The 20,351-nt window shown below is 69.5% G+C and carries 13 protein-coding genes; 3 read left to right on the top strand and 10 right to left on the bottom strand.

Going from position 1 to position 20,351, the window contains the following annotated elements; all coding sequences use genetic code 11:
• Positions 1–41: 41 nt before the first annotated feature.
• Complete coding sequence (clpB, locus tag ASF00_RS16310) at positions 42–2,621, bottom strand: ATP-dependent chaperone ClpB (RefSeq protein WP_055881736.1); 2,580 nt, start codon at positions 2,619–2,621, stop codon at positions 42–44.
• A 187-nt stretch (positions 2,622–2,808) separates the two neighbouring features.
• On the opposite strand from clpB, the gene ASF00_RS16305 reads away from it, so the two are divergent.
• The 3 genes from ASF00_RS16305 to ASF00_RS16295 are packed head-to-tail and all read left to right on the top strand — an operon-like array spanning position 2,809 to position 7,515.
• Positions 2,809–4,554 (top strand): type I secretion system permease/ATPase, encoded by a 1,746-nt coding sequence (locus tag ASF00_RS16305; protein WP_055881734.1) that lies wholly within the window; start codon positions 2,809–2,811, stop codon positions 4,552–4,554.
• Complete coding sequence (locus ASF00_RS16300; protein WP_055881732.1) at positions 4,551–5,924, top strand: HlyD family type I secretion periplasmic adaptor subunit; 1,374 nt, start codon at positions 4,551–4,553, stop codon at positions 5,922–5,924. Before ASF00_RS16305 ends, ASF00_RS16300 begins: the two co-directional genes overlap by 4 nt.
• Positions 5,914–7,515 (top strand): TolC family protein, encoded by a 1,602-nt coding sequence (locus tag ASF00_RS16295; protein WP_055881730.1) that lies wholly within the window; start codon positions 5,914–5,916, stop codon positions 7,513–7,515. The genes ASF00_RS16300 and ASF00_RS16295 overlap by 11 nt, the downstream gene beginning before the upstream one ends.
• Positions 7,516–7,589: 74 nt before the next feature.
• On the opposite strand, the gene ASF00_RS16290 is transcribed toward ASF00_RS16295, so the two are convergent.
• From ASF00_RS16290 to ASF00_RS16250, 9 genes are read right to left on the bottom strand one after another with little or no spacing between them, the layout of a single operon-like run.
• Entirely contained in the window at positions 7,590–8,117 is a 528-nt protein-coding gene (locus tag ASF00_RS16290; RefSeq protein ID WP_055881729.1) for an AAA family ATPase, read from the bottom strand.
• 6 nt (positions 8,118–8,123) lie between these two features.
• Positions 8,124–9,635: a GT4 family glycosyltransferase PelF gene (gene pelF, locus ASF00_RS16285; protein WP_235525910.1), complete on the bottom strand. Its 1,512-nt coding sequence runs from the start codon at positions 9,633–9,635 to the stop codon at positions 8,124–8,126.
• A complete protein-coding gene (locus ASF00_RS16280) occupies positions 9,632–10,516 on the bottom strand; it encodes a hypothetical protein (protein WP_055881727.1) in 885 nt (294 codons plus the stop codon). The genes pelF and ASF00_RS16280 overlap by 4 nt, the downstream gene beginning before the upstream one ends.
• The gene (locus ASF00_RS16275) at positions 10,513–11,478 is read right to left on the bottom strand and encodes a hypothetical protein (RefSeq protein WP_055881724.1); all 966 of its coding nucleotides are present in this window, start codon (positions 11,476–11,478) and stop codon (positions 10,513–10,515) included. Before ASF00_RS16275 ends, ASF00_RS16280 begins: the two co-directional genes overlap by 4 nt.
• Complete coding sequence (locus ASF00_RS16270) at positions 11,475–12,941, bottom strand: hypothetical protein (protein ID WP_156348405.1); 1,467 nt, start codon at positions 12,939–12,941, stop codon at positions 11,475–11,477. Before ASF00_RS16270 ends, ASF00_RS16275 begins: the two co-directional genes overlap by 4 nt.
• Entirely contained in the window at positions 12,938–14,632 is a 1,695-nt protein-coding gene (locus ASF00_RS16265) for a tetratricopeptide repeat protein (protein WP_055881720.1), read from the bottom strand. The genes ASF00_RS16270 and ASF00_RS16265 overlap by 4 nt, the downstream gene beginning before the upstream one ends.
• The gene (locus tag ASF00_RS16260; protein WP_235525908.1) at positions 14,629–15,513 is read right to left on the bottom strand and encodes an endo alpha-1,4 polygalactosaminidase; all 885 of its coding nucleotides are present in this window, start codon (positions 15,511–15,513) and stop codon (positions 14,629–14,631) included. Before ASF00_RS16260 ends, ASF00_RS16265 begins: the two co-directional genes overlap by 4 nt.
• Positions 15,510–16,907, bottom strand: coding sequence for an exopolysaccharide Pel transporter PelG (gene pelG / locus ASF00_RS16255; RefSeq protein ID WP_055881718.1), 1,398 nt, complete (start codon positions 16,905–16,907; stop codon positions 15,510–15,512). Before pelG ends, ASF00_RS16260 begins: the two co-directional genes overlap by 4 nt.
• Positions 16,908–16,931: 24 nt before the next feature.
• Positions 16,932–20,327: a M10 family metallopeptidase C-terminal domain-containing protein gene (locus ASF00_RS16250; RefSeq protein WP_055881717.1), complete on the bottom strand. Its 3,396-nt coding sequence runs from the start codon at positions 20,325–20,327 to the stop codon at positions 16,932–16,934.
• Between the last annotated feature and the right edge of the window lie 24 nt (positions 20,328–20,351).

Genomic DNA, 20,351 nt, shown 5'->3' with positions numbered 1-20,351 from the left:
CGATCCGCCGCCCCTTTTTTTATCATTCGACGATCGGCGGATCAGGCGACGTGAAGCTCCAGCTTGCCGTCGCCTTCGTCGACCTTGACGGTCGACCCGTCCTTCACCTCGCCGCGCAGGATCATGTCGGCGAGCGGATCCTGCAGATAGCGCTGGACCGCCCGCTTCAACGGCCGTGCGCCGTACACCGGATCATAGCCCACCCGGCCAAGCCACGCGCGCGCGGCATCGCTCAGGTCGAGAACGATCTTGCGGTCCGCCAGCAGCTTGTCGACGCGGGATACCTGGATGTCGACGATCGGTGCCATGTGCGACTGGCCGAGGCGGTGGAACAGGATCACCTCGTCGAGCCGGTTGAGGAACTCCGGCCGGAAGTGCGACCGGACGATCTCCATCACCTGCGGCTCTACCGACGACACGTCGTCGCCTTCCGCCATGTTGGCGAGATACTGGCTGCCAAGGTTGCTCGTCAGGATGATCAGCGTGTTGCTGAAATCCACCGTCCGCCCCTGGCCGTCGGTCAGGCGGCCGTCGTCGAGCACCTGCAACAGCACGTTGAACACGTCGCCATGCGCCTTCTCGACCTCGTCGAACAAGATGACCTGATAGGGCCGCCGGCGGACCGCCTCGGTCAGCACGCCGCCTTCCTCGTATCCGACATAGCCGGGGGGGGCGCCGATCAGCCGGGCGACCGCGTGCTTCTCCATGAACTCGCTCATGTCGATGCGGACCATCGCCGACGGATCGTCGAAGAGGAATTCGGCGAGCGCCTTGGTCAGCTCGGTCTTGCCGACGCCGGTCGGCCCGAGGAACAGGAACGAGCCGAGCGGCCGGTTCGGATCCTGCAACCCCGCGCGCGCGCGGCGAACCGCGGTCGAGACCGCCTTCACCGCATGCGCCTGGCCGATCACGCGCTTGCCGATCGTCGCCTCCATCGCGAGCAGCTTGTCGCGCTCGCCCTGGAGCATCCGCTCGACCGGGATGCCGGTCCAGCGGCTGACGACGCCGGCGATGTCGTCGGCAGTGACTTCCTCGCGCAGCATCGCGCCCTTGGTCGCGCCGGCGGCCTCGTCGAGCTGGCGTTGCAGGCCGGGGATCGTGCCGTAGGACAGCTCGCCTGCCTTTGCGAGATCGCCCGAGCGTTGCGCCTGGTCGAGTTCGAGCCGCGCGGCATCGAGCTGTTCCTTGAGCCGTGCCTCGGCGTTGATCTTGTCCTTTTCACCCTTCCAGCGTGTCGTCAGCTCGGCGGACTGCTCCTCGAGATTGACGAGATCGCCCTCCAGCGTGTCGAGCCGGTCGACCGACGCATCGTCGGTCTCGCGCTTCAACGCCTCGCGCTCGATCTTGAGCTGGATGATCCGCCGGTCGAGATTTTCGATCGCCTCGGGCTTTGATTCGACCTCCATGCGGATCCGGCTCGCGGCCTCGTCCATCAGGTCGATCGCCTTGTCGGGGAGGAAGCGGTCGGTGATGTAGCGGTTCGACAGCGTCGAGGCGGCGACGATCGCGCCGTCGGTGATCCGCACGCCGTGGTGGAGCTCGTATTTCTCCTTCAGCCCGCGCAGGATCGAGATCGTATCCTCGACGGTCGGTTCGCCGACCATCACCGGCTGGAACCGCCGCTGGAGCGCGGGGTCCTTCTCGACATATTTGCGATATTCGTCGAGCGTCGTCGCGCCGACGCAGTGGAGCTCGCCGCGCGCGAGTGCGGGTTTCAGCAGGTTGCCCGCGTCCATCGCGCCCTCGGATTTACCCGCGCCGATCAGCTGATGCATCTCGTCGATGAACAGGATGACGTCGCCCTCTGCGGCCTTCACCTCGTCGAGCACCCCCTTGAGCCGTTCCTCGAACTCGCCGCGATATTTCGCGCCCGCGATGAGCGACCCCATGTCGAGCGACATGAGACGGCGGTCCTTGAGCGTATCGGGCACGTCGCCATTGGCGATCCGCAATGCGAGGCCTTCGGCGATCGCGGTCTTGCCGACGCCGGGTTCGCCGATCAGCGCGGGGTTGTTCTTGGTGCGGCGCGCGAGGATCTGGATCGTGCGGCGGATCTCCTCGTCGCGGCCGATCACGGGGTCGAGCTTGCCGTCGCGCGCCGCCTGGGTCAGGTCGCGCGCGAATTTCTTGAGCGCATCATAGCGGTCCTCGGCGCCAGCGGTGTCCGCGGTGCGGCCCTGGCGGACGCTGTTGATCGCGGTGTTGAGACCCTCGGGCGTGACGCCGCCCGCCTGCAACGCCTTGCCTGCGGCGGTGTTGAGCGACAATGCGAGCGCGACGAGCAGGCGCTCGACGGTGACGAAGCTGTCGCCCGCCTTGGTCGCGATCTGTTCGGCCTGGTCGAGCACGCGCACCGCGTCGTTGTCGATGCCCGGCGTGGTCTGCGCGCCCGAGCCCGACACCGCGGGGATCTTGGCGAGCGCGAGATCGGTTTCGGAGGTCGCGCGCTTCGCGTCGCCGCCCGCCGCCTTGATCAACCCGGCGGCCATGCCCTGCTCGTCCTCGAGCAGCGCCTTCAGCAGATGCTCGGGCGCGATCCGCTGATGGTTCATGCGGATCGCGACGGTCTGCGCGGATTGCAGGAAGCCTTTCGCGCGGTCGGTGAATTTGTCGATGTTCATGACGAATTCCTGTGGGATTGGTTCGGTATCTGGGTGAAAGATGGTGTTGCATTTGGGCAACACAAGAGGCGGGTTGCCGAAGCGGGCCCAGCATGGCTAAGCGCGATTTACAAAGCCGGGGCCGGTACGGACAAAGACCCGGGAGGCCGAAACCGTTCGTTTAAACTTCGCGGCTAGAGCGGATCCAATGCCGACGTCCGCCCCCCCTCGACCCACGCCTTATCCCGCCGGCGCCGGCAACGTACTTGCCGCGGCCGTCCGCGGGTGTCGGCGGCATCTCGTCTTCGCGGCGGCGTTCTCGGGGCTGGTCAATATCCTGTACCTCGTCCCGTCGATCTTCATGCTGCAGGTGTACGACCGCGTGGTGCCGACGCGCGGCGGCGCGACGCTGCTGTTGCTCACGCTCATCCTCGTCGTGTCGCTGATCGTGTTCGCGATCCTCGACGCCGTCCGCATGCGCCTGTTGTTGCGCGCGAGCATGCGGCTCGAACGTCAGGCCGCGCCCGGGATCCTGCTGCGGATTCTGGGCACCGATGGCGCGACGATCGGTCAGCGCAGCCAGGCGATGCGCGATTTCGACACGGTGCGCGGCACGCTGACCGGGCCGACGATCGTCGCGCTGTTCGATGCGCCCTGGGCACCGATCTATATCGGCATCGCGTTCCTGCTCCACCCGTGGATCGGCGTGCTGGCGCTGGTCAGCGCGCTGTTGCTCGGCGGGATCGCGATCCTCAGCGACCGCGTGACCGCGCATGCCGCGCGCGACACGCATGCGCGCGCGGTGCTGGCGACGCGCGAACAGGATGTGTCGATCCACGGGTCGGAGGTGGCGCGCGTGATGGGGATGCGCAACGCGCTCATCACCCGCCATCTGCTCGAGCGCGCCGAGCTGGTCCGCCGCCAGTCCGCGCTTGCCGGCACCGCGGGGCAATTCCTCGCGATCACCAAATTCCTCCGCCTGTTGCTGCAATCGCTCGCGCTGGCGCTCGGCGCGCTACTGGCGATCAGGCAGGATATTTCGGGCGGTGCGATCTTCGCCGCGTCGCTGTTGCTCGGGCGGGCGCTGCAGCCGGTCGAGCAGATCCTCGGCGCGATGAAGCCGCTTGCCGCCGCGCGCAACGCCTACCGCGATCTCGACGCGTTCTGTGCGCTGCCGGGGCCGTCGATCGACGCCACCACGCTGCCCGCGCCGGTCGGCCGGATCGAGGTGCGCGGCGTCACCGTCCGCGCCGAGGGCAGCGATCGTGCGTTGCTGTCGGACATTAATTTTGCGGTCGCACCCGGCGAGATCATCGCGCTGGTCGGCCCGAGCGGGGCCGGCAAGTCGACGCTGTTGCGCGTGCTGTCTGGGGCGCTGTCGCCCGATACCGGCGAGGTCCGGATCGACGGCGCAAGCCTGTCCGACTGGAACCGCGAACAGCTCGGGCGTCACGTCGGCTACATGCCGCAGTCACCGTCGCTGTTCCCGACCTCGGTGCACACCAATATCTCGCGCTTCCAGTCGGTCATCGCGGGCGAGAGCGAGCAGCTCGATGCCGCGGTGGTCGAGGCGGCGCAGGCGGCGGGCGCACACGAGGTGATCCTCGGCCTGCCCAATGGCTATGCGACGATGCTGAGCATGGCGGACGGATCGGGGCTGTCGGCGGGGCAGAACCAGTCGGTCGCGCTGGCGCGTGCGATGTTCGGGGCGCCGACGATCCTGTTCCTCGACGAGCCGAATGCGCATCTCGACAGCGACGGCGAGGCGCGGCTGGTCAGGACGCTCGCCGCACTGCGCCAGCGGGGGGCGACCGTGATCGTCTCGACACACCGCACCGGGCTGCTGCAGGCGGTCGACAAGATCATGGTGTTGCGCGGTGGCACGATCCAGATGTTCGACGAACGGACCAAGGTCGTCAGGCCCCAGGTCGCCGCTGCGGGAGGGCCGCGATGATCCCCGCCGACCTGGCCAGCCCGGTTTCGGCCGCGGGCGGTGCGAGCCTCGCCGAGCGTCTCCGCCTCGACGACTCGCCGCGTCATGCGATCCTGGTCGGCGGGCTCGTCGCGATCCTGTTCTTCGTCGTCGGGTTGGGCTGGGCGGCGTTCGCGCGGCTCGATGCGGCGGCGGCGGGCGAGGGGCAGGTGGTCGTCGCGGGCAACCGCCAGACGGTCCAGCACCGCGAGGGGGGGATCGTCGCGGCGATGGCCGCGCGCGATGGTCAGCACGTCCGCGCCGGCGACGTCCTGTTCCGGCTCGAAGGCGCGGAAGTCACCGCGAGCGAGCGCGCATTGGCCGCCAGCGTCATCGACCTGCAGGCGCAGCGCGCACGGCTGGAGGCGGACGTCCGCGGCGGCGCGATCGTCTGGCCCGCCGAGTTCGCGGCCGCGCAAGGCGACGACCGGCGCCTCGTCGACCGCGCCAAGTCGCTTCAGGTCGCCCAGCGCACCGCGCGCTCGGCGGCGCTCGCGGCGAACGGCGCGGTGCTGCGCCAGCAGGCGGCGACCGTCGCGCAGCAGACGACCGGCTTCAACGCACAGGCACAGGCGACCGCTCGCCAGCGCGCGTCGCTCCGCCAGCAGCTCGAGAGCACGCGGGCGCTGGCCGACGAAGGCTATGTCTCGCGTAACACCGTGCGCGCGATCGAACGATCGATCCAGCAGCTCGAAGGCACCGACGCCGACTATGTCTCGCGTTCGGCCGCGGCGCGCGAACAGATCGGCCAGACGCGCGCCGAAGGCGTCCAGACCCGCCGCAAATATGTCGAGGACAGCGCCACGCTGCTGCGCGACACGCAGTTCCAGCTGAACGAGGTCATGCCCAAACTCGCCGCCGCGCGCGAGCAACTCGCACGCACGATCATCCGCGCGCCGGTGACCGGGCGCGTCGTCGGCCTGCGCGTGTTCTCGGTCGGCGGTGTGATCCAGCCGGGGCAGGCGATCCTCGACATCGTCCCCGATGCGGCGCCGCTGGTGGTGCGGGCGAACTTCTCGCCGGGCGATATCGACGGCGTGTTCGCGGGGCGTGAGGCGGAGGTGAAGTTCCTGTCGCTGCACGAACGCGACCTGCCGATCCTGCTCGGCACGGTCGAGACGGTATCTGCGGATTCGCTGCGCGACGAGCAGACCGGTCGCAGCTATTTCAGCGCCGAGATCACCGTGCCGCGCGACCAGATCGCCAAGATCGAGGCGGTTCGCGGACGCGATACGGGCATCCGCGCGGGCGTCCCCGTCACCGTGCTGGTCAAGCTCCGCTCGCGCACCGCGCTCGACTATCTGCTCGATCCGCTGACCGAAGCCTTTTCCAGGTCGCTCCATGAACGCTGATACGATCCGCCTCGCCGGGGCGCTGCTCCTGCTCCCCGCAGCGCCGGCGGTCGCGCAGAGGGTCGTCGGGACGCAGGTCGCGGCGCCCGAGACGCTCGGTCAGGCGATCGCCGACGCCTATCGCACCAATCCGTCGCTGGAGGGGCAGCGGGCGCAACTCCGCGCGCTCGACGAACAGATCGTCCAGGCCGGCGCGGCCTACCGGCTGACTGCGGGCGTTAACATGACGCTGCAATACCAGTCGCAGGACCAGCGCGGCCTACTCGGCGATTTCGCGGTGGCGCGTGGGCGGACCATGGGCGCCACGCTCACCGCGTCGCAGATCCTGCTCAACGGCGGACGGACCGCGGCGCAGGTTTCGGCGGCCGAGGCGGGCGTGCTGGCGGGGCGCGAACGGCTGCGCGAGGCGGAGAACGCGATCCTGTACGAGGTCGTCGACGCCTTCGTGTCGGTACGCCGCGACCAGGCGCTGGTGGCGATCCAGCAACGCTCGCTCGACTCCTATGGGCGGCAGGTGACGCAGGCGATCGCGCGCGAACGCGGCGGCGACCTGACGCGTACCGATATCGCGCAGGCGCAGGCGCAGCGCGAGATCATCCGCGCGCAGCTTGCGCAGGCGACGGTTAATCTGCAGGCGAGCCGCGGCCGGTTCGCCGCGGTGGTCGGGCGCAATCCGGGTATCCTACTCGCGCCGCCGACATTGCCGGGGCTGCCCAATTCGCTCGATGCCGCGTTCGCGATCGTCGAGAAGGAGAGCCCGAGCCTGTGGCAGGCAATCCTCGCGACCAAGGCTGGCGATGCGCGGATCGCTGCGCAACGCGCCGAACGCGCGCCGATCGTCGCGTTGTCTGGCAGCTATGGCTATGCCAGTCCCTATACCTATCAGTTGCGCGATCTGGGCGCGCAGGCGAGCGGCGCGGTCACGTTGACGATGCCGCTGCTGAGCGGCGGCGTGATCGGATCGCGCGTCCGCGCGGCGGTCGCCGAACGCCAGCAGCTCGGCTTCGAGGTGGAGACCGCGCGTCGCGCCGCGCTCGCCAATGCGCAGAACGCCTGGAACCAGGCTGTCGCTGGCGGCGAGCAGATGACCGCGGGGCAACTGGCGACCGAGGCGGCGGAATCGGCGCTGACCGGAGTCCAGCGCGGCTTTGCGGAAGGGTTTCGGTCGAATTTCGAGGTGCTCGATTCGGAACAGCGGCTGCTCACCGCGCAAATCGTCTTCGTCAACGCGACATACGGCGCCTACGCCGCGGAGGCGCGCCTGCTCACGACGTTAGGGCGGCTCCAGGCGGCGGCGATCGACCAAGGCGTCCCGGCCTATGATCCCGCGCGCAACACGCGGCGCGTGCGCGCGCAGACGTTCGGCCCGTTCGACCCGATCCTCGCGCCGATCGATCGCGCGCAATTGCCGAGTACGCATGCACGCGCCGCGCCGGTCGTCGCCCCCGCCACCGACGCGCGGATCCGCCCTGCGATCGTCCAGGTCCTGCCCGGCCCGCTCGGCACGACGCTGCCGATCACGCCAGTCCCGGTACTCGCGAGCCCGGCGATCGCCGACCTGAGCGACGCGGTCGTCACCGGCGGCGCTTAGACAGGGACTCGCGTCGCCCCCGATCCGTCCTTCGACGCCGGGGGCAGGAGACGCAACGCCAGCGGCGCGTCGCGCTAGCGTTCGAGCCCCTCGGCGCGGTAGAAGTGCGCCAGGTCGCGGCTTGTCGACAGCGTGAGTTTAGGCAGGCCGATCTGCTTGCACAGCGTCGCATCGCGCTTGCGACTGCCGGGCGTGGTGACGACGATGTGCCGGATCATGGCCCATGTGACGCGGTCGCTGCCGCCATCGAGCGCACCGTGTCGCGCTCGCTCGAACCAGGATCGCCGGAAATAGCGCACGAGGCGTGTCGTGGTCGGTGATTCGAGCAGTATCACGCCGGTCGCGCGCGCGAGACGCTGCGGCAGGCATCGCGAATAATTGCCGTCCATGACCCAGCGGGCGTCGGTGATGGCGTGATCGTGCAACGCGACGAACGCCGCGTGGGGGCGCGGCAACCAGTCGGTGTTCGGGTGATGGTGCAGCTGATCGAGATGAACCGGTGGCAACCCGCGTGCCCGCGCGATCGCCACCGCCAGCGTCGACTTGCCACTGTTCGACGGCCCCATGATGCAGATTCGCGGGCCGAGATCGTCGAGCGTCATGTCGGTCTACGCCTCCATCAGCGACCCATATAACGCCGCATAGGCGCCGATGATCGTGTCGTGGTCGTAATCGCGTCGCACGCGCTCGCGCATCGTCTCGCCCATCGTCCGGCGCAGCGCGGGATCGCCGGCGATCGCCAGGATTCCCGCCGCGGTCGCCGCCGGATTGACCAGCGGCGTGACGATTCCGCCATGCCCCGAATCCGCACCGCCGCGGCCCTCGATCATTTCGCGGCAGCTGCCGACATCGGGCGCGACCACCGGGATCCCGCACGCGCCACCCTCCAGGATCACGAGCGGTTGCGCTTCCGACAGGCTGGTCAGAACGAGCAGGTCGATCGTCGCCATCCAGTCTTCGATCCGCACCCGGCCGGCAAATCGGAAGACCGCACCCAGCGCCAGGTTCTCGACCAGCCGCGCACATTCCGCGGCATATTCGGGATCCTCGTCCTCGGGGCCCAGCACCACGAAACGCAGGTCGGGGCGTTCGGCGTGGGCGATCGCCGCCGCACGGATGAACGTCTTCACGTCCTTGATCGGCACCACCCGGCCGAGCAGCGCGACCAGGGGATAGGCCGGATCGCGGCGGTCGGGCAGCGCCGCGAACCGGCTCGAATCGATGCCGTTGGGGATCACCCGGACGCGGTCGGCGGCGGCGCCCAGCCGGCGCTGGACCGCGACGTTCTCGCCGTACAGCGCGACGATCGGGTTGCAGCTGTCATAGCAGGCGGTGGCGTAGCTGGTGAAGGCGCGCACCCACAGGTCGCGCAGATCGCGGACGCTGCGATCGAGCTCGAGTCCGGTATCGACCTGGTCGCCGATCCAGTCGGCCATCATCACCTCGATCTGGCGTTCGAGCAGGTAGATGCCGTGCTCGGTGATGAATGCCGGCCGCCCGGTCTCGCGCGCCGCCCGCGCGGCCAGCAGCCCGGCGAACCCGGTCGAGATCGTGTGATACGCCTTGGCGCGCGGCAATGGCGCGGTCAGCACGGCGAGCAGCCCGCCGAGCAACGTCCGCATCGCCCAGAAATAATGGTGGAACGACGCCTTGGGCAGCATCGCCTCGTAATGTCGCCGCAGCCTTGCGAAGACCGCGGGGTGCGACAGGATATCGCCGGGTGCAGGCGCGCGCGGCATCGCGGCGATCAGGTCGATCAGCGTCGCCAGTCGCGCGCCGCCGCCGGTCGCGAGGAACGCGACGAGCGCGTCGGCGATCGGCACCGCGATCCGGTCGGGGATCGCACGCGGGACCGACGGGGCGGGGGCCAGCCCGATCTCGACGACCGCCACGACGTTGGGCGGCGGGGTCAATCGGAACGGCAACGTGCCGGCACCCGGCTTGATCGCGGCGATCGCGAAGCGGATGTCGGGCAGGTGCGTGATCAGGTCCTGCAGCCAGCCGGAGACGCCGCCGATCACATAGGGGTACGCGCCTTCGACGATCAGGCAGATATCCGCTTCGGGGGGCTCGGCCGGCGCGGTCGCGGACATCGCGGCCAGTGCGGTCAGCGGGATCATGCCGCTGCTTCCGCGCGCCACCACGTGGCCATCGCGTCATCGCCCGCCGCGGTGAGCCGGTCGATCGCTGCGTAGTCGCCGACCGCCCACAACGCCTCGATCTGCACCACCGTGCCCGCATCGTCACCCGCCGCTGCTGCCGCCCCGCGCAATGTGACCGCATCCTCGCGCAGATGCGCGCGCTGCGAATCCGACAGCAGCACGTCGGCCCGCGCATGATCCGCGAGCAGCGCGACCAGGGTCGTCGTCGCCTCGGGATCGGACTCGTCGGCGATCCGCGTGGTCAGTCGCGCGCGCGCCAGCACCAGATTTTCCGCGACCCGCGCCGATGCGGCGGCGGCCAGCGCGCGAATGGTCTGGTCGCCGTCGGTCAGCGCAAGCGCGATCAGCGGCGACAGCGCGGGCTCGAACGACCGCACCACCGTCTCGAGCGCGCGCCGGCGTGCCGCGACATCGCCGTGGCGCATGATCGTGACGAGCGAACTCACCGTGTCGGGGGTCGCGTGATGCACCCGCCCGTCGAGCATCCGCGCCACCTTCAGGCCGGCGCCGCGATGCGCGCTGTGCCGCGCCCGCGGCCCGAACATCGCGTCGTCGCTGCGCGGCGACACCGCCCAGGACGCGCGGCCGAGCGGCAGCGTCGCGAGGATCCCGATCGGCCCCAGCACGCCCAGCATCGCCGCGGCGAATCCACGGCTTGCGCCCCACCGCAACCAGAGCGCGACGCTGATCGTGGCAATGACGGCATGCCCCGCCAACGCCCAGCCGACGGTGCGGCCGATTGCCGGGCCGAACGCGGCGCACGCGACCGGCAATGCGAGATCGACCGCCGCGAGCAGGAGCAGGCCGGCGACAAGATGGCCATGCGAAGGCGCGCTCATGCGACCCGTTCCGCCGATCGCAGCGTCCAGGGTGCCGCGCGCAGCGTATCCGCCAGCAGCGGCGTCAGCCACGCCGCGATTTCGGCAAGGTCTGCGGTACGGCGCGCATCAAGCGCCTCGAACGGCAACGTATGCAGCACCAGGCACCCGACGATCTCGCCGGACGCACGGTCCGCCAGCGCGATCGCCGCAACCCCGATCCCGTCGAGCACGCGGCGATCGCCGCGCCGCGCGACATGCAGGATCCCGCCCCTCTGCTTGGCCTGCTGCGCGCGCTCGACCCGTTCGAGCAGGGCCGCCGGCAGGATCTCGCGCCGCCCCGCGGTCACCGGCCCGTGCAGCCATGCGCGCGCGTCGCGGCCGGTGATCCGATAGCAGGTGAAATCCTCGGTCCGCGCGGACAGCGCGATCAGTGCGCCGATCGCGTCGCGCCGTTCCGCGGCATCCGCCGACGACAGCCGGGTCGCGACATCGATCACATGCCCGGCGGTTCGGTCTTCGGTCGCGATCTGCACCTGCAAGGCGCGGTTGGTGCGCGACAACGTCGCGAACGCCTCGGTCAGCCGCGCGACGTTGCGCGTCGCGGTCCGCGCGTGTTTTTCGAGCCTGTGATGGCGCGCGGTGCGCAGGATCGTCACCTCGCCGATCGCGATCGCGACGACGAACCACAACAAAGGCTGCACCGACAGGTGCAGGACATGGTCGAGATAATCGCGCTCGGGCGCCACCGCGTGGCCATGCGCCAGCCACAACGCCGACGCTGCCGCGGCGGCGACCAGCCCCGGTCCCGTGCCATAGGCCAGCGCCATCGCCAGCACCGGGATCCAGAGCGGGTTGGGCTCGATCCGCGCAAAGCCGGTACCGCCGGTCAGCCACGCATCGACCGCGACCAGCGCTGCGAAGCCGGCCGCCATCTCGATCGCGATCCGTAGCGGGCGTTTCCATCGCGAAATTTGGGTCATCGGCCGTCCCCCAGACTATGGGTCAATTGCGCGCGCGCGAACAGCTGGCGCCCCGAAAAGCCCGGTCGCGCGATCGAGGTGATCCCGCCGCTTCCCTCGACGCGCCACGCGACCGCGATCGGTGCGGCGATGCCGAGGCTCGCGGTCGGGCCGTCGCCGCCGAACCGATCGACCGTCCAGCCCGCCAGGCCGGTCATCTGCACCGCGCCCAGGCTGCCGCTGATCAGTCCCTGCACAGTATGGTTCTCGCGGCTGGCAAGCGGCACGACCGCGAGCCCGTCCAGCCCGACCCGCATCCGCTGGACATATTCCGCCTCGAACCGATAGGTCAGCCCGAGCGCCGGGAACTGCCGCCGGATCAGGTAATCGAGCCCCGCATTGGCGACGATCGTGTCGCTCGCCCCGGCCATCCCCGCCAGCCCGTAGCGGTTCGCGCCGAGATCGGCCTGCGCGACCAGCCCCGGCGTCAGGCGATAGGTCGTGCCGATCAGCGCACGCGACAGATAGCCGCCCGCGATCACTTGTGCCGGTGTCGAATAATCGGGCATGTGCCGCGTCAGCGTCACGCGGACCTGCGCGTCGGCGGACCCGGCAACGGCCTTCACGCCGCCGCCCGTCACCGCATCGTCGAGGGCGGCGGAGGCGAGCAACTGGACGCGGACGCCGCTCTCCAACGCCGCGAGGAGCGAGGCATCGACCACCGTATCGCCGGTTCGCGCGCCGCCCTCGACTCGGCTGACGATATGGCGGATGCCGCCGCCCGCCACGAGCGTGTCGCCGACCGCGGCATCGATCCGCGTGGCGAACTCGGTCTGCGACAGGTCGCTGCCATCGCGCGCGGTCACGCCGAGGCTGGCGGTGCCGGGGGCGGCAGCGATCGCCCGGCGTGCGGTCACATCGTCCGCGGCCAGCGCGCGGTACGCGCGCGCCGCGCCGCGCACGTCGCCATCCGCCATCCGCGTATCCGCCAGCAGCCGCGCCGCGCGGCGATCGGTGGGATAGCGCGCGGCCAGCCGAGTCGCAGCCCGCAGCGCCGGTCCGGGATACCCGGCGGCGACGTCCGCCTCGATCGCCGCCAGCGCGGTGTCCGGCGCGCTATCGTCGGCCAGGTCCGTGGTCGCGTCGTCGCCCGATGGCGGCATGAACGCCAGCGCGACGATCGCCCCCGTTTGCCGCCACGTCATGTCCCAGCCGGGTGCCGCGCGAAGCACCAAGCTGTCGTCGTTCCAGCGCAGATCGCCGATCGCATCGCCCGCCGCGTCACGGAATGCCGCGATCCGCGCGGGCGATAACGGACGATCGAACCGCGCGACCAGCTCGCCATCGCTCTCCGAAACGCGCACGGTCGCGTCGTCGGGCCAGGCGAGGATCGGCTCGGGCGCAACCACGCGGCTATCCGCAAATACCGCGCGCGGCACCGCGATGACGGGGGCGTCTGCCAGCAGGAGCATGAGGATGATCATTCCGCGAGCACCGTGCGCGCGCGTCCCGGCTGCCCCTGGGCGATCAGCAGCCGCGCGTGCAACGCCGCCAGCATGCGGTCCTGCGGCGCGTCGTTGCGCAACGTTTCGACCAGCGCGACCGCCTCGCCACGCCGTCCCAGCCGTTCGAGCAATTCCACCCGCGCCCGGCTCTGCGCCGGCGTCTGCGCGAGCGCGCGTTCGAGCCACGGCCGCGCGGCAGCCGTGCCGCCAAGCCGCGCCTGTACGTCCGCCATCAGCCTGAGCGCGGGCAGGTCGGTCGGGGCCGCGGCGAGGTGATCGCGCAGCCACCCTGCCGCACCCTTCGCGTCGCCCGCATTCCACGCGGTCCAGGCCAGATCGAGCTGGTCGCGCGGATCGGCGACACCCGCCGCAACCCGGCGCCGCGCGATCGCTCCCGCCTGCGCGGGATCGAGCCGGGCAGGGGCGGCTGCCGACAAGGCGCGCATCTGCGCCGCATCCAGCGCCCGCCCGTCGAGCAACCCCGCCAGCACCGTACGTCCCGCCGCCGCATCGCCCGCCGCCCGCGCGAGCGCCAGCCGCAACAGCATCACGTCGGTCCGCGCCGCCAGCGGATGCCGCGCCAAGACGGCGAGTGCTTCGGCCGGCCGGTCGTGCTCGGCATACACGCCCAACCACCCGCGCTGCTCCGCCGCGTCGCCGCGCGTCATGCGCTGTTTCAGCCAGCCGAGATCCTCCGCCGCCGGACGCGGTCCCATCAGGTACAACAGCCGCTGCGTCGCCGGTGCGCCGACCGGCAGATCGGTCGCCGCCCGTCGCAATACCGCACGCGCATCGTCGCGATACCCGGCGGCGAGCAACCGTTCCGCCATCGCCTCGGGCTGCGCGTCGGCCCGCGCGAGCAGCTCGGTTCGCAGGCCCTCGCGGTCGCCCGCCAGGATCGTCTCGCGCGCCGCTGCCCGCTGGTCGACCGGCAAACGGTCCGCCGCCCGCAATGCCGCCGCCCGATCGCCGGTCCGCGTGGCCACGCGGATCGCCAGCCACGGATCGGCCGCGCGCCAGTCGACGCGCGTCCGGTCGAGCAGCGCGATCAAGTCGTCGCGCCCGGCCTTGTCCGCGCGCCGCGCCAGATCGAGCGCGAGCGCCGCATCGGGTGGCGGAATGACCTGGTTTGCCGCCGCGACGATGACCAGGTCCGTGCGGTCGATCGCATAGGCCGCGGCGATCAGATCGGCCGCGACCACGCCGTGCGTACGTGTCGCACGCGTCACCAGCGCCGCGGCATCGGCCGTACGCCCGGTCTTGTGCAACAGATCGACGCGCAGCCGCCACGTCGCCGGACTCGCGCCATCGGGGCGCGCCGCCAGATAGCCGAGCGCCACCGCCGGCCGTTGTGCCGCGACGAGGTCATATGCGACCTGCACCGTCGTCACCGCGACGCCCGCGTCGATCAGCCGCGCGGTCAACGCCGCGAGCGTGGCCGCATCGGCCGTCTGGATCGCGGCGGCGATCGACGGCGGCGAGGGTGGCGGCGTCACCGCCGGCGCCGCCGACGGCAGCGCGCTGACCGCCGCGACCGGTTGCGCACGACGCTCGGCGTGAAGGATCTCGCGCCGCCCGGGCAACAGCATCAGCCCGCCCGCCAACAGGCCCAGCCCCGCCAGCGCGGGAACGATCAGCGCCAGGCGGCCCTTGTGTCGATCTATCCTCAACCGGCTGGCTCCGGAATCAGCCGATCGAGCGCCAGCGTCGCGACATAGGGCCGGAACCCCGCCGCCCGCTCGCGCGCATAGAGTGCGGCGACCTGCTTGCGATCGGCCGGATCCCAATAATCGAGCGTCATCAGCGTGATCGCCGGGTTGCGCGCCTGCGCCGCCTTGAGGCGCGCCGCCTGCCAGGCCCAATCCGAATCGCTCAGCGCATCATAGCGTTTGGTCGTGAAATTCCATCGCGATGCCATCGCCTCGCCGAGCAGATAGTCGATCTGCGGCGCGATCTCGGGCAGCATCGCGTAGCCGCGGTTGAGCATGATGCGGATCTTTGGAAAGCGCGCACGCACCGCGGCGATCAGCGTCGTACCGGCCGCTATCATGCCGCTGTTGGCTACCGGGTCCTGTCGTTCCATCGCCTCCGCATTATCCATCGTATCGATGAAGATTCCGTCATAACCGAGCGCCAGGATCGCGGGGACGAGCTGATCGAGGACCGCCGCGCGCCACGCGGGGTGCCGCAGGTCGGCCAGCCGCGCGTCGGGCCAGTTCGGATTCGCCGGGCCCAGCGCACCGGCCGCATCGAGTGCCGCGAAATAGGGCCGGCTGCGCTCGACCTCGCCGAAGCTGACATAGCCGAGCAGGCTGCTCCCGGGCCCCCGCAGCGGTGCGATCGGCCGCGCATGATGCGGCTCGAGCACCAGCAGGCGGCATGCCCGCGCCAGCACCGGATCGGTCGCCGCACCGTAATCGACGCCCCAGCGCCAATCGTCGTTCGCCGTTGCGCGCGCCGGTGCGCGAAACCCCAGTGTCGTCCCGATCGCGCCCAGCGCCAGCATCCGCCGCAGCATCAATCGCCGCGCGATCCCCGAAAATCCGGTCATAGCAATCGTCCTCCCTGTCCCACGACCGAGGGATTGTTGCCGACGAACAGCAGGTAGGTGAGGTTGACGCTGGCCTCGGCGACCAGCGCGATGCCGACCGACGCGCCCACCACCGCACCCGCCATATACCCCCAACCGAACGCTGCGAACCCCGCATCCCATTGCAGCATTGTCGCGACCGCGCTGCCGATCGCGAATGCGGTCCACGTCAGCAGGATGCGGCCGAACAGATCGTAATAGGCGAGCACGACCGTCGTCGCGATCGCGACCAGATGAAACACCGTGCCGAGCGAGGTCTGCCGAAACGCGAAGATCGCGCGGGCATCCGCGCCGATCGCCTCGAACAGCGGCACCGCCAGCACCCAAGCCAGCGCCGCGACCAAGGCCTGCGCCAGCACCATCAGCCGCAGCCCGTCGACCATCGTCCGCATCAGGTCGCCGCGTGCCTCCTCGATTCGTTGCAGCGTCGAGGTGCCGGTGCAGCGCACGATCATGTCGTCGAATGCACGATCGAATCGCGTCTCGGTGACGATCAGCAACAGCGTCAGCCCGGGCACCATCGACAGCAGCCCCAGGAAGCTCCCCTGGTCGTTGATCGGATTGAGCCGCAACACGCCGATCGCGCGGACGCTATCGGGGCCGAGCCACAACAGCCATTTGTCGATCCAGATCGCGGCGACGCCCGCAATCCCCGCCGCTGCGACGATCTGCGCGAGCCGCAGCGCCATCGCGTCACGCCGTGGCAGCACCGGCGCCGCGGTGAAATGGCGGCGGATGACCAGCATGATCGCCGCCAGCGTCAGCGCGACGCCGCCGGCGATCACCGCCAGCACCAAGTCGACCGCAGGCCGGGGGATCAGCATCAGCATCAGCGCGGCGACGCCGATCCCCAGCAGATAGGCGAGCGGGATCGCGCGATAGCGGCGCAGCGCGGTTAGCAACGGCGCGGCGATCCACACTTGCGTCAGCCAGGCGAGGATCAGCGTGGCGAGTGCGGCCTCCACCAGCGGCAAGGCGGCCAGCATCCCGAACACCACCGCGCCGATCGCCAGCGCGATCCCGCCTCCCGCCGCCAGCGCGACCAGCATGATTCCGGTGACGCCGCCCGCATCGCGCGCGAAGATGCAGTCCGCCACCATCCGCGTCGCCAGGATGCCGATCGGCGCTGCGGCGAGTGCGGACAGGCTGAACGCATAGACCAGGACGGTCTGCACCGTGCGCGCGCCGTCAGACCCGAGATGGACGGCCGACCAGCGGTTCAGCAACGCCATCGCCACTGCGGTGATCAGCCAGGGGCCGGCGCTGATCACCGCACCGAACGCGGCGGCGCCGACGATCCCGCCAATGCCACCGTCACGCGCGGTCTTCGCCAGTTGAAAGCCTATGCCCGCCATATCACCGCCGGCCTATGCGGCGTTTTACATGAAGAAATCGTTCGCGCTCAGAACATGATGGCCGGTCAGTGCGATTGAGAAATCGGCCGCCGAACCGCTGTCGGTATTGCCCTCGACGATCGTGAATTCCTTCCCGCCGATCATCTGATAGCTGTAGCGAAGCTGGCCTGGTGCGGAAAACTTCGCGGTCGTGCCGATGAAGCTGAACGCCTGGTCGCCGCGCGCGAACAGCGAGCTGTTGGCGTCGATCATCGACAGGTCGATCTTGTCCTGCCCGACGGTGAAGTCGGTGATGACGTCGCGCGACGTCGATGCCAGGCTGTCGCCCTTCACCTCGAACCGGAAGATGTCCGCGCCTGCGCCGCCGGTCATCATGTCCATGTCGTCGCCGCCGATCAGGATGTCGTTGCCGTCGCCACCGACGAGAATGTCCTTGCCGTCGCCACCGATCAGCGTGTCGTTGCCCGCACCGCCGTTGAGCGTGTCGTTGCCCATGCCGCCGATGAGGCGATCGTTGCCGCCGAGCCCGTTCAGGAGGTCGTTGCCCCAGCTGCCATCGAGCATGTCCTGCTCGCCGGTGCCGTTGATCACGTCGGCGAAGTACGTCCCGGTCTTGGTGATGCCGACCACATCGGTCACGCCGATCGTCAGCGTCTGCGTGTCGATCGCACCGCGGGCGTCGGTGGCCACCACCGTCACGCCGTAGATATTGTCGCGGTTGGCGTCGGTTGGCGCCTCGAAGTCAGGCGCGGTGACGAACTTGAGCACGCCGGTCGTCGCGTCGATCGAGAAATTGGCGCCGTCGCCGCCCGCACCGATCGAATATTTGATCGAATCGCCCCAGACGATGTTGGCGTCGGTGGCGGTGATCGTTGTCAGCGCGGTGCCGTTCTCGGCGATCGACAGCGCGCCGGTGGTGCCGCCGCCGAACGCGGTCAGCACCGGATCGACGTTCGCCTGGTGGCCGATCTTGACGTCGTGCACGCCGATCGCGCCGAGGTCGATCGTCAGGATCTCGCCGATCTGGCTGGCGATCGTACCGCCGCTCAGCGTCGTCCAGTCGGTGCCGGGCGCCTTCAGGTCGACCGTCACCTTGCCCTCGCCCTCGACGGTGAACGCCAGGTCGCGGCCGTCGCCGCTCAGCGTCGTCAGCGTCGCGCGCATCGGCAGCGCGGTGATGTGCGTCACGTCGTCGGCGACCGCGCCCATCGTGATCGCATAGGTCCCGCCCGCCTTGGGCAGGAACACCGTGTCCGCGTCATAGGCATACCAGTTGGCGACGCCCTTGATCACCTGGCCGCCGCTCTGCCCATCGACGTCAAGCGAGAAGGTGCCGGTGGTCGCGCCGACCGTCGCGGTGATCGTGTTGCCGACCACGGTCGAGGTGATCGTCGCGTTCTGGAACGCGCTGACCCGGCCCGCGAGGTCGGCGAGCGTCACGAACTCGACTCCGGCCGCTGCGGCCTGCGCGATGAAGGTCGTGAACATCTGCTTGGTGTACAGGCTGGTCGCGCCGTCGGCGGCCCACATCGTCGGGCCGTAGTCATGCCATGGCCACACGATCACGGGCGCATCGGCATTGGCGGTCAGCGCGCCGAATTCCTTCGCCCAGATCGCGCTGGCCTCGGCGACGGTCTTCTTCTGGAACTCGATCAGCGAGAAGTCGAACGACGTGTTCGGCGCCAGATACACCTTGTCGTCCGCGGCGTTCTGCGGCGTCATATAGCCGATCGCATTGGGATAGCCGGCACCCACCCCCGAATAGCCGCCGCTGAGATACGTCACATATTTCAGGATTTCCTGGCTCGTCGCGATCTGCTCGGGCGCGCCGGGCACTGCGGCCCCGCCGACCGTCACGGTCTTGCCGAGATACGCGCTCAGCTGCTGTTCCAGCTCGGCACGCGACTGGCCGAACTCGAAGGCGATCTGCGCATCGGTCAGCAGGTTGGTGTCTACCGGATGCGTGTAGCTGTGCGTGCCGATCTCGTTGCCCGCATCGAGCAGCGCCTTGTAGAACGGCAGCGACACCGCCCAGTCGGTCGCCTGACCATTGGCCGGATCGTTGCCGATGTTGACGTAATAGCTGCCGACGAAATTATAGTTCGTCTTCCACTCGGTCAGGATCGGCAGCAGCTTGTCGTAGATCCCGGGTGCGGTGCCGACCGGGTTGACCTCGTCGGTCTGCTGGCTCTGGTCCATGTCGACGCGCGACGCGAACAGCCCGGCCTGGCGGGTCATCTGCAGCCCGACCGACAGGCCGTTGCCGTTGACCGAATAGTCGATCGCCTTCTGCAGCAGATTGTCGTCGGCCATCACCGCTTCGCTCGAGAACAGCACGTTGCGCCCGCCGGTCTGTGTGGCGAGCGCAGCCGAATAGGTCTGGCCGTTGACCGTCTCGGTCGCGATCGTCGTGCCCGTCCCGCTGACGCTGGTGAACGCGTTCCAGCCGATACCGGTATATTGGCGGATGACCTGCCCGTCGCCATAGCCGTCGAGCACGAGCTGCGACGCATCGCTCGCCTTGACCGTCACGTCGGCCGGAAAGCCGCCGGTCACGCGCGTGGCGTCGAACAACAGCTTCATCCGCGAATAGGAGTCGCCGGCGAGCGCTGCGTTGTCCGCGCCGTTGGTCATGAACTCGCCCGCCGCGACCAGGCCGATGCCGAACTGCTTGGTCGCCTGCTCCAGCGTCTGCGCGATCAGGTCGGCCTTGCTCGCCTCGACGTTGCGGAACGACGGGAAGACGATCGTGTCGTATTTGGCGAGCGTCGCCAGGCTGGTCAGGTCGCCCTCGGTCAGGATGTCGAACGGCACGCCCGCCTGCATCGCCTGGCTCTGCGCGGCCATGAACAGCTGCGAATAGGCGGTCTTGCTGAAATAGGCGTTGGCGGTCGAATCGGACCAGACGATCGCGATCCGGTGCGACGGGTCGGCGACGATGCCGGTGTCGTTGAAGACGGTGAAGGCGGGGTTCGAATAGTTACCCGGCAGGAACGCGGTGTCGTTGACGTCGTAGATCGTGTCGATCGCCTGCGGGTTGCCGATCGCCGCCTTGGGCACCTTGAACTCGACGGTGGTGCGATCCGCCGACCACGCCGCCTGCAGGCCGCTGGCGATCAGCGTCTGCCCCGCCGCGCCGCTGTACAGCGATACCGTACCGTCGGCGGCGAAGTTGACGTTGTATTCCGCACCGCCCGCAAATCCGAACACCTGATAGCCGGTGGTCGCGTTGCGATCGGTGTTGAGCCATGCGGTGGTATTCGCGCCGATCGCGGTGGGAGCGGTGATCGCGAACGCGAAGTCCGCGCCGTCGCTGCGGGCATAGATGGCGTATCCTGCGCCGAGACCGCGATCGATCCGGTCGCCGACGGCCCATTCGTCGAGAGTGCCGTCCAGCGTCACCGATGTCGCGTTCGCCATGCTCAGTCCCCGTAAAATCGCGTA

Origin of the sequence: Sphingomonas sp. Leaf34 (assembly GCF_001421805.1) — a bacterium.
Classification (GTDB): Bacteria; Pseudomonadota; Alphaproteobacteria; order Sphingomonadales; family Sphingomonadaceae; genus Sphingomonas.
The sequence above is the reverse complement of the archived record's forward strand: the minus strand, read 5'-3'. Positions and strand labels throughout refer to the sequence as shown.

What these genes read in the sequence shown, in the direction of transcription:
- clpB (WP_055881736.1), bottom strand. Translation starts at nt 2,621, where the DNA reads ATGAACATCGACAAATTCACCGACCGCGCGAAAGGCTTCCTGCAATCC.
- ASF00_RS16305 (WP_055881734.1), top strand. Translation starts at nt 2,809, where the DNA reads ATGCCGACGTCCGCCCCCCCTCGACCCACGCCTTATCCCGCCGGCGCC.
- ASF00_RS16300 (WP_055881732.1), top strand. Translation starts at nt 4,551, where the DNA reads ATGATCCCCGCCGACCTGGCCAGCCCGGTTTCGGCCGCGGGCGGTGCG.
- ASF00_RS16295 (WP_055881730.1), top strand. Translation starts at nt 5,914, where the DNA reads ATGAACGCTGATACGATCCGCCTCGCCGGGGCGCTGCTCCTGCTCCCC.
- ASF00_RS16290 (WP_055881729.1), bottom strand. Translation starts at nt 8,117, where the DNA reads ATGACGCTCGACGATCTCGGCCCGCGAATCTGCATCATGGGGCCGTCG.
- pelF (WP_235525910.1), bottom strand. Translation starts at nt 9,635, where the DNA reads ATGATCCCGCTGACCGCACTGGCCGCGATGTCCGCGACCGCGCCGGCC.
- ASF00_RS16280 (WP_055881727.1), bottom strand. Translation starts at nt 10,516, where the DNA reads ATGAGCGCGCCTTCGCATGGCCATCTTGTCGCCGGCCTGCTCCTGCTC.
- ASF00_RS16275 (WP_055881724.1), bottom strand. Translation starts at nt 11,478, where the DNA reads ATGACCCAAATTTCGCGATGGAAACGCCCGCTACGGATCGCGATCGAG.
- ASF00_RS16270 (WP_156348405.1), bottom strand. Translation starts at nt 12,941, where the DNA reads ATGATCATCCTCATGCTCCTGCTGGCAGACGCCCCCGTCATCGCGGTG.
- ASF00_RS16260 (WP_235525908.1), bottom strand. Translation starts at nt 15,513, where the DNA reads ATGACCGGATTTTCGGGGATCGCGCGGCGATTGATGCTGCGGCGGATG.
- pelG (WP_055881718.1), bottom strand. Translation starts at nt 16,907, where the DNA reads ATGGCGGGCATAGGCTTTCAACTGGCGAAGACCGCGCGTGACGGTGGC.
- ASF00_RS16250 (WP_055881717.1), bottom strand. Translation starts at nt 20,327, where the DNA reads ATGGCGAACGCGACATCGGTGACGCTGGACGGCACTCTCGACGAATGG.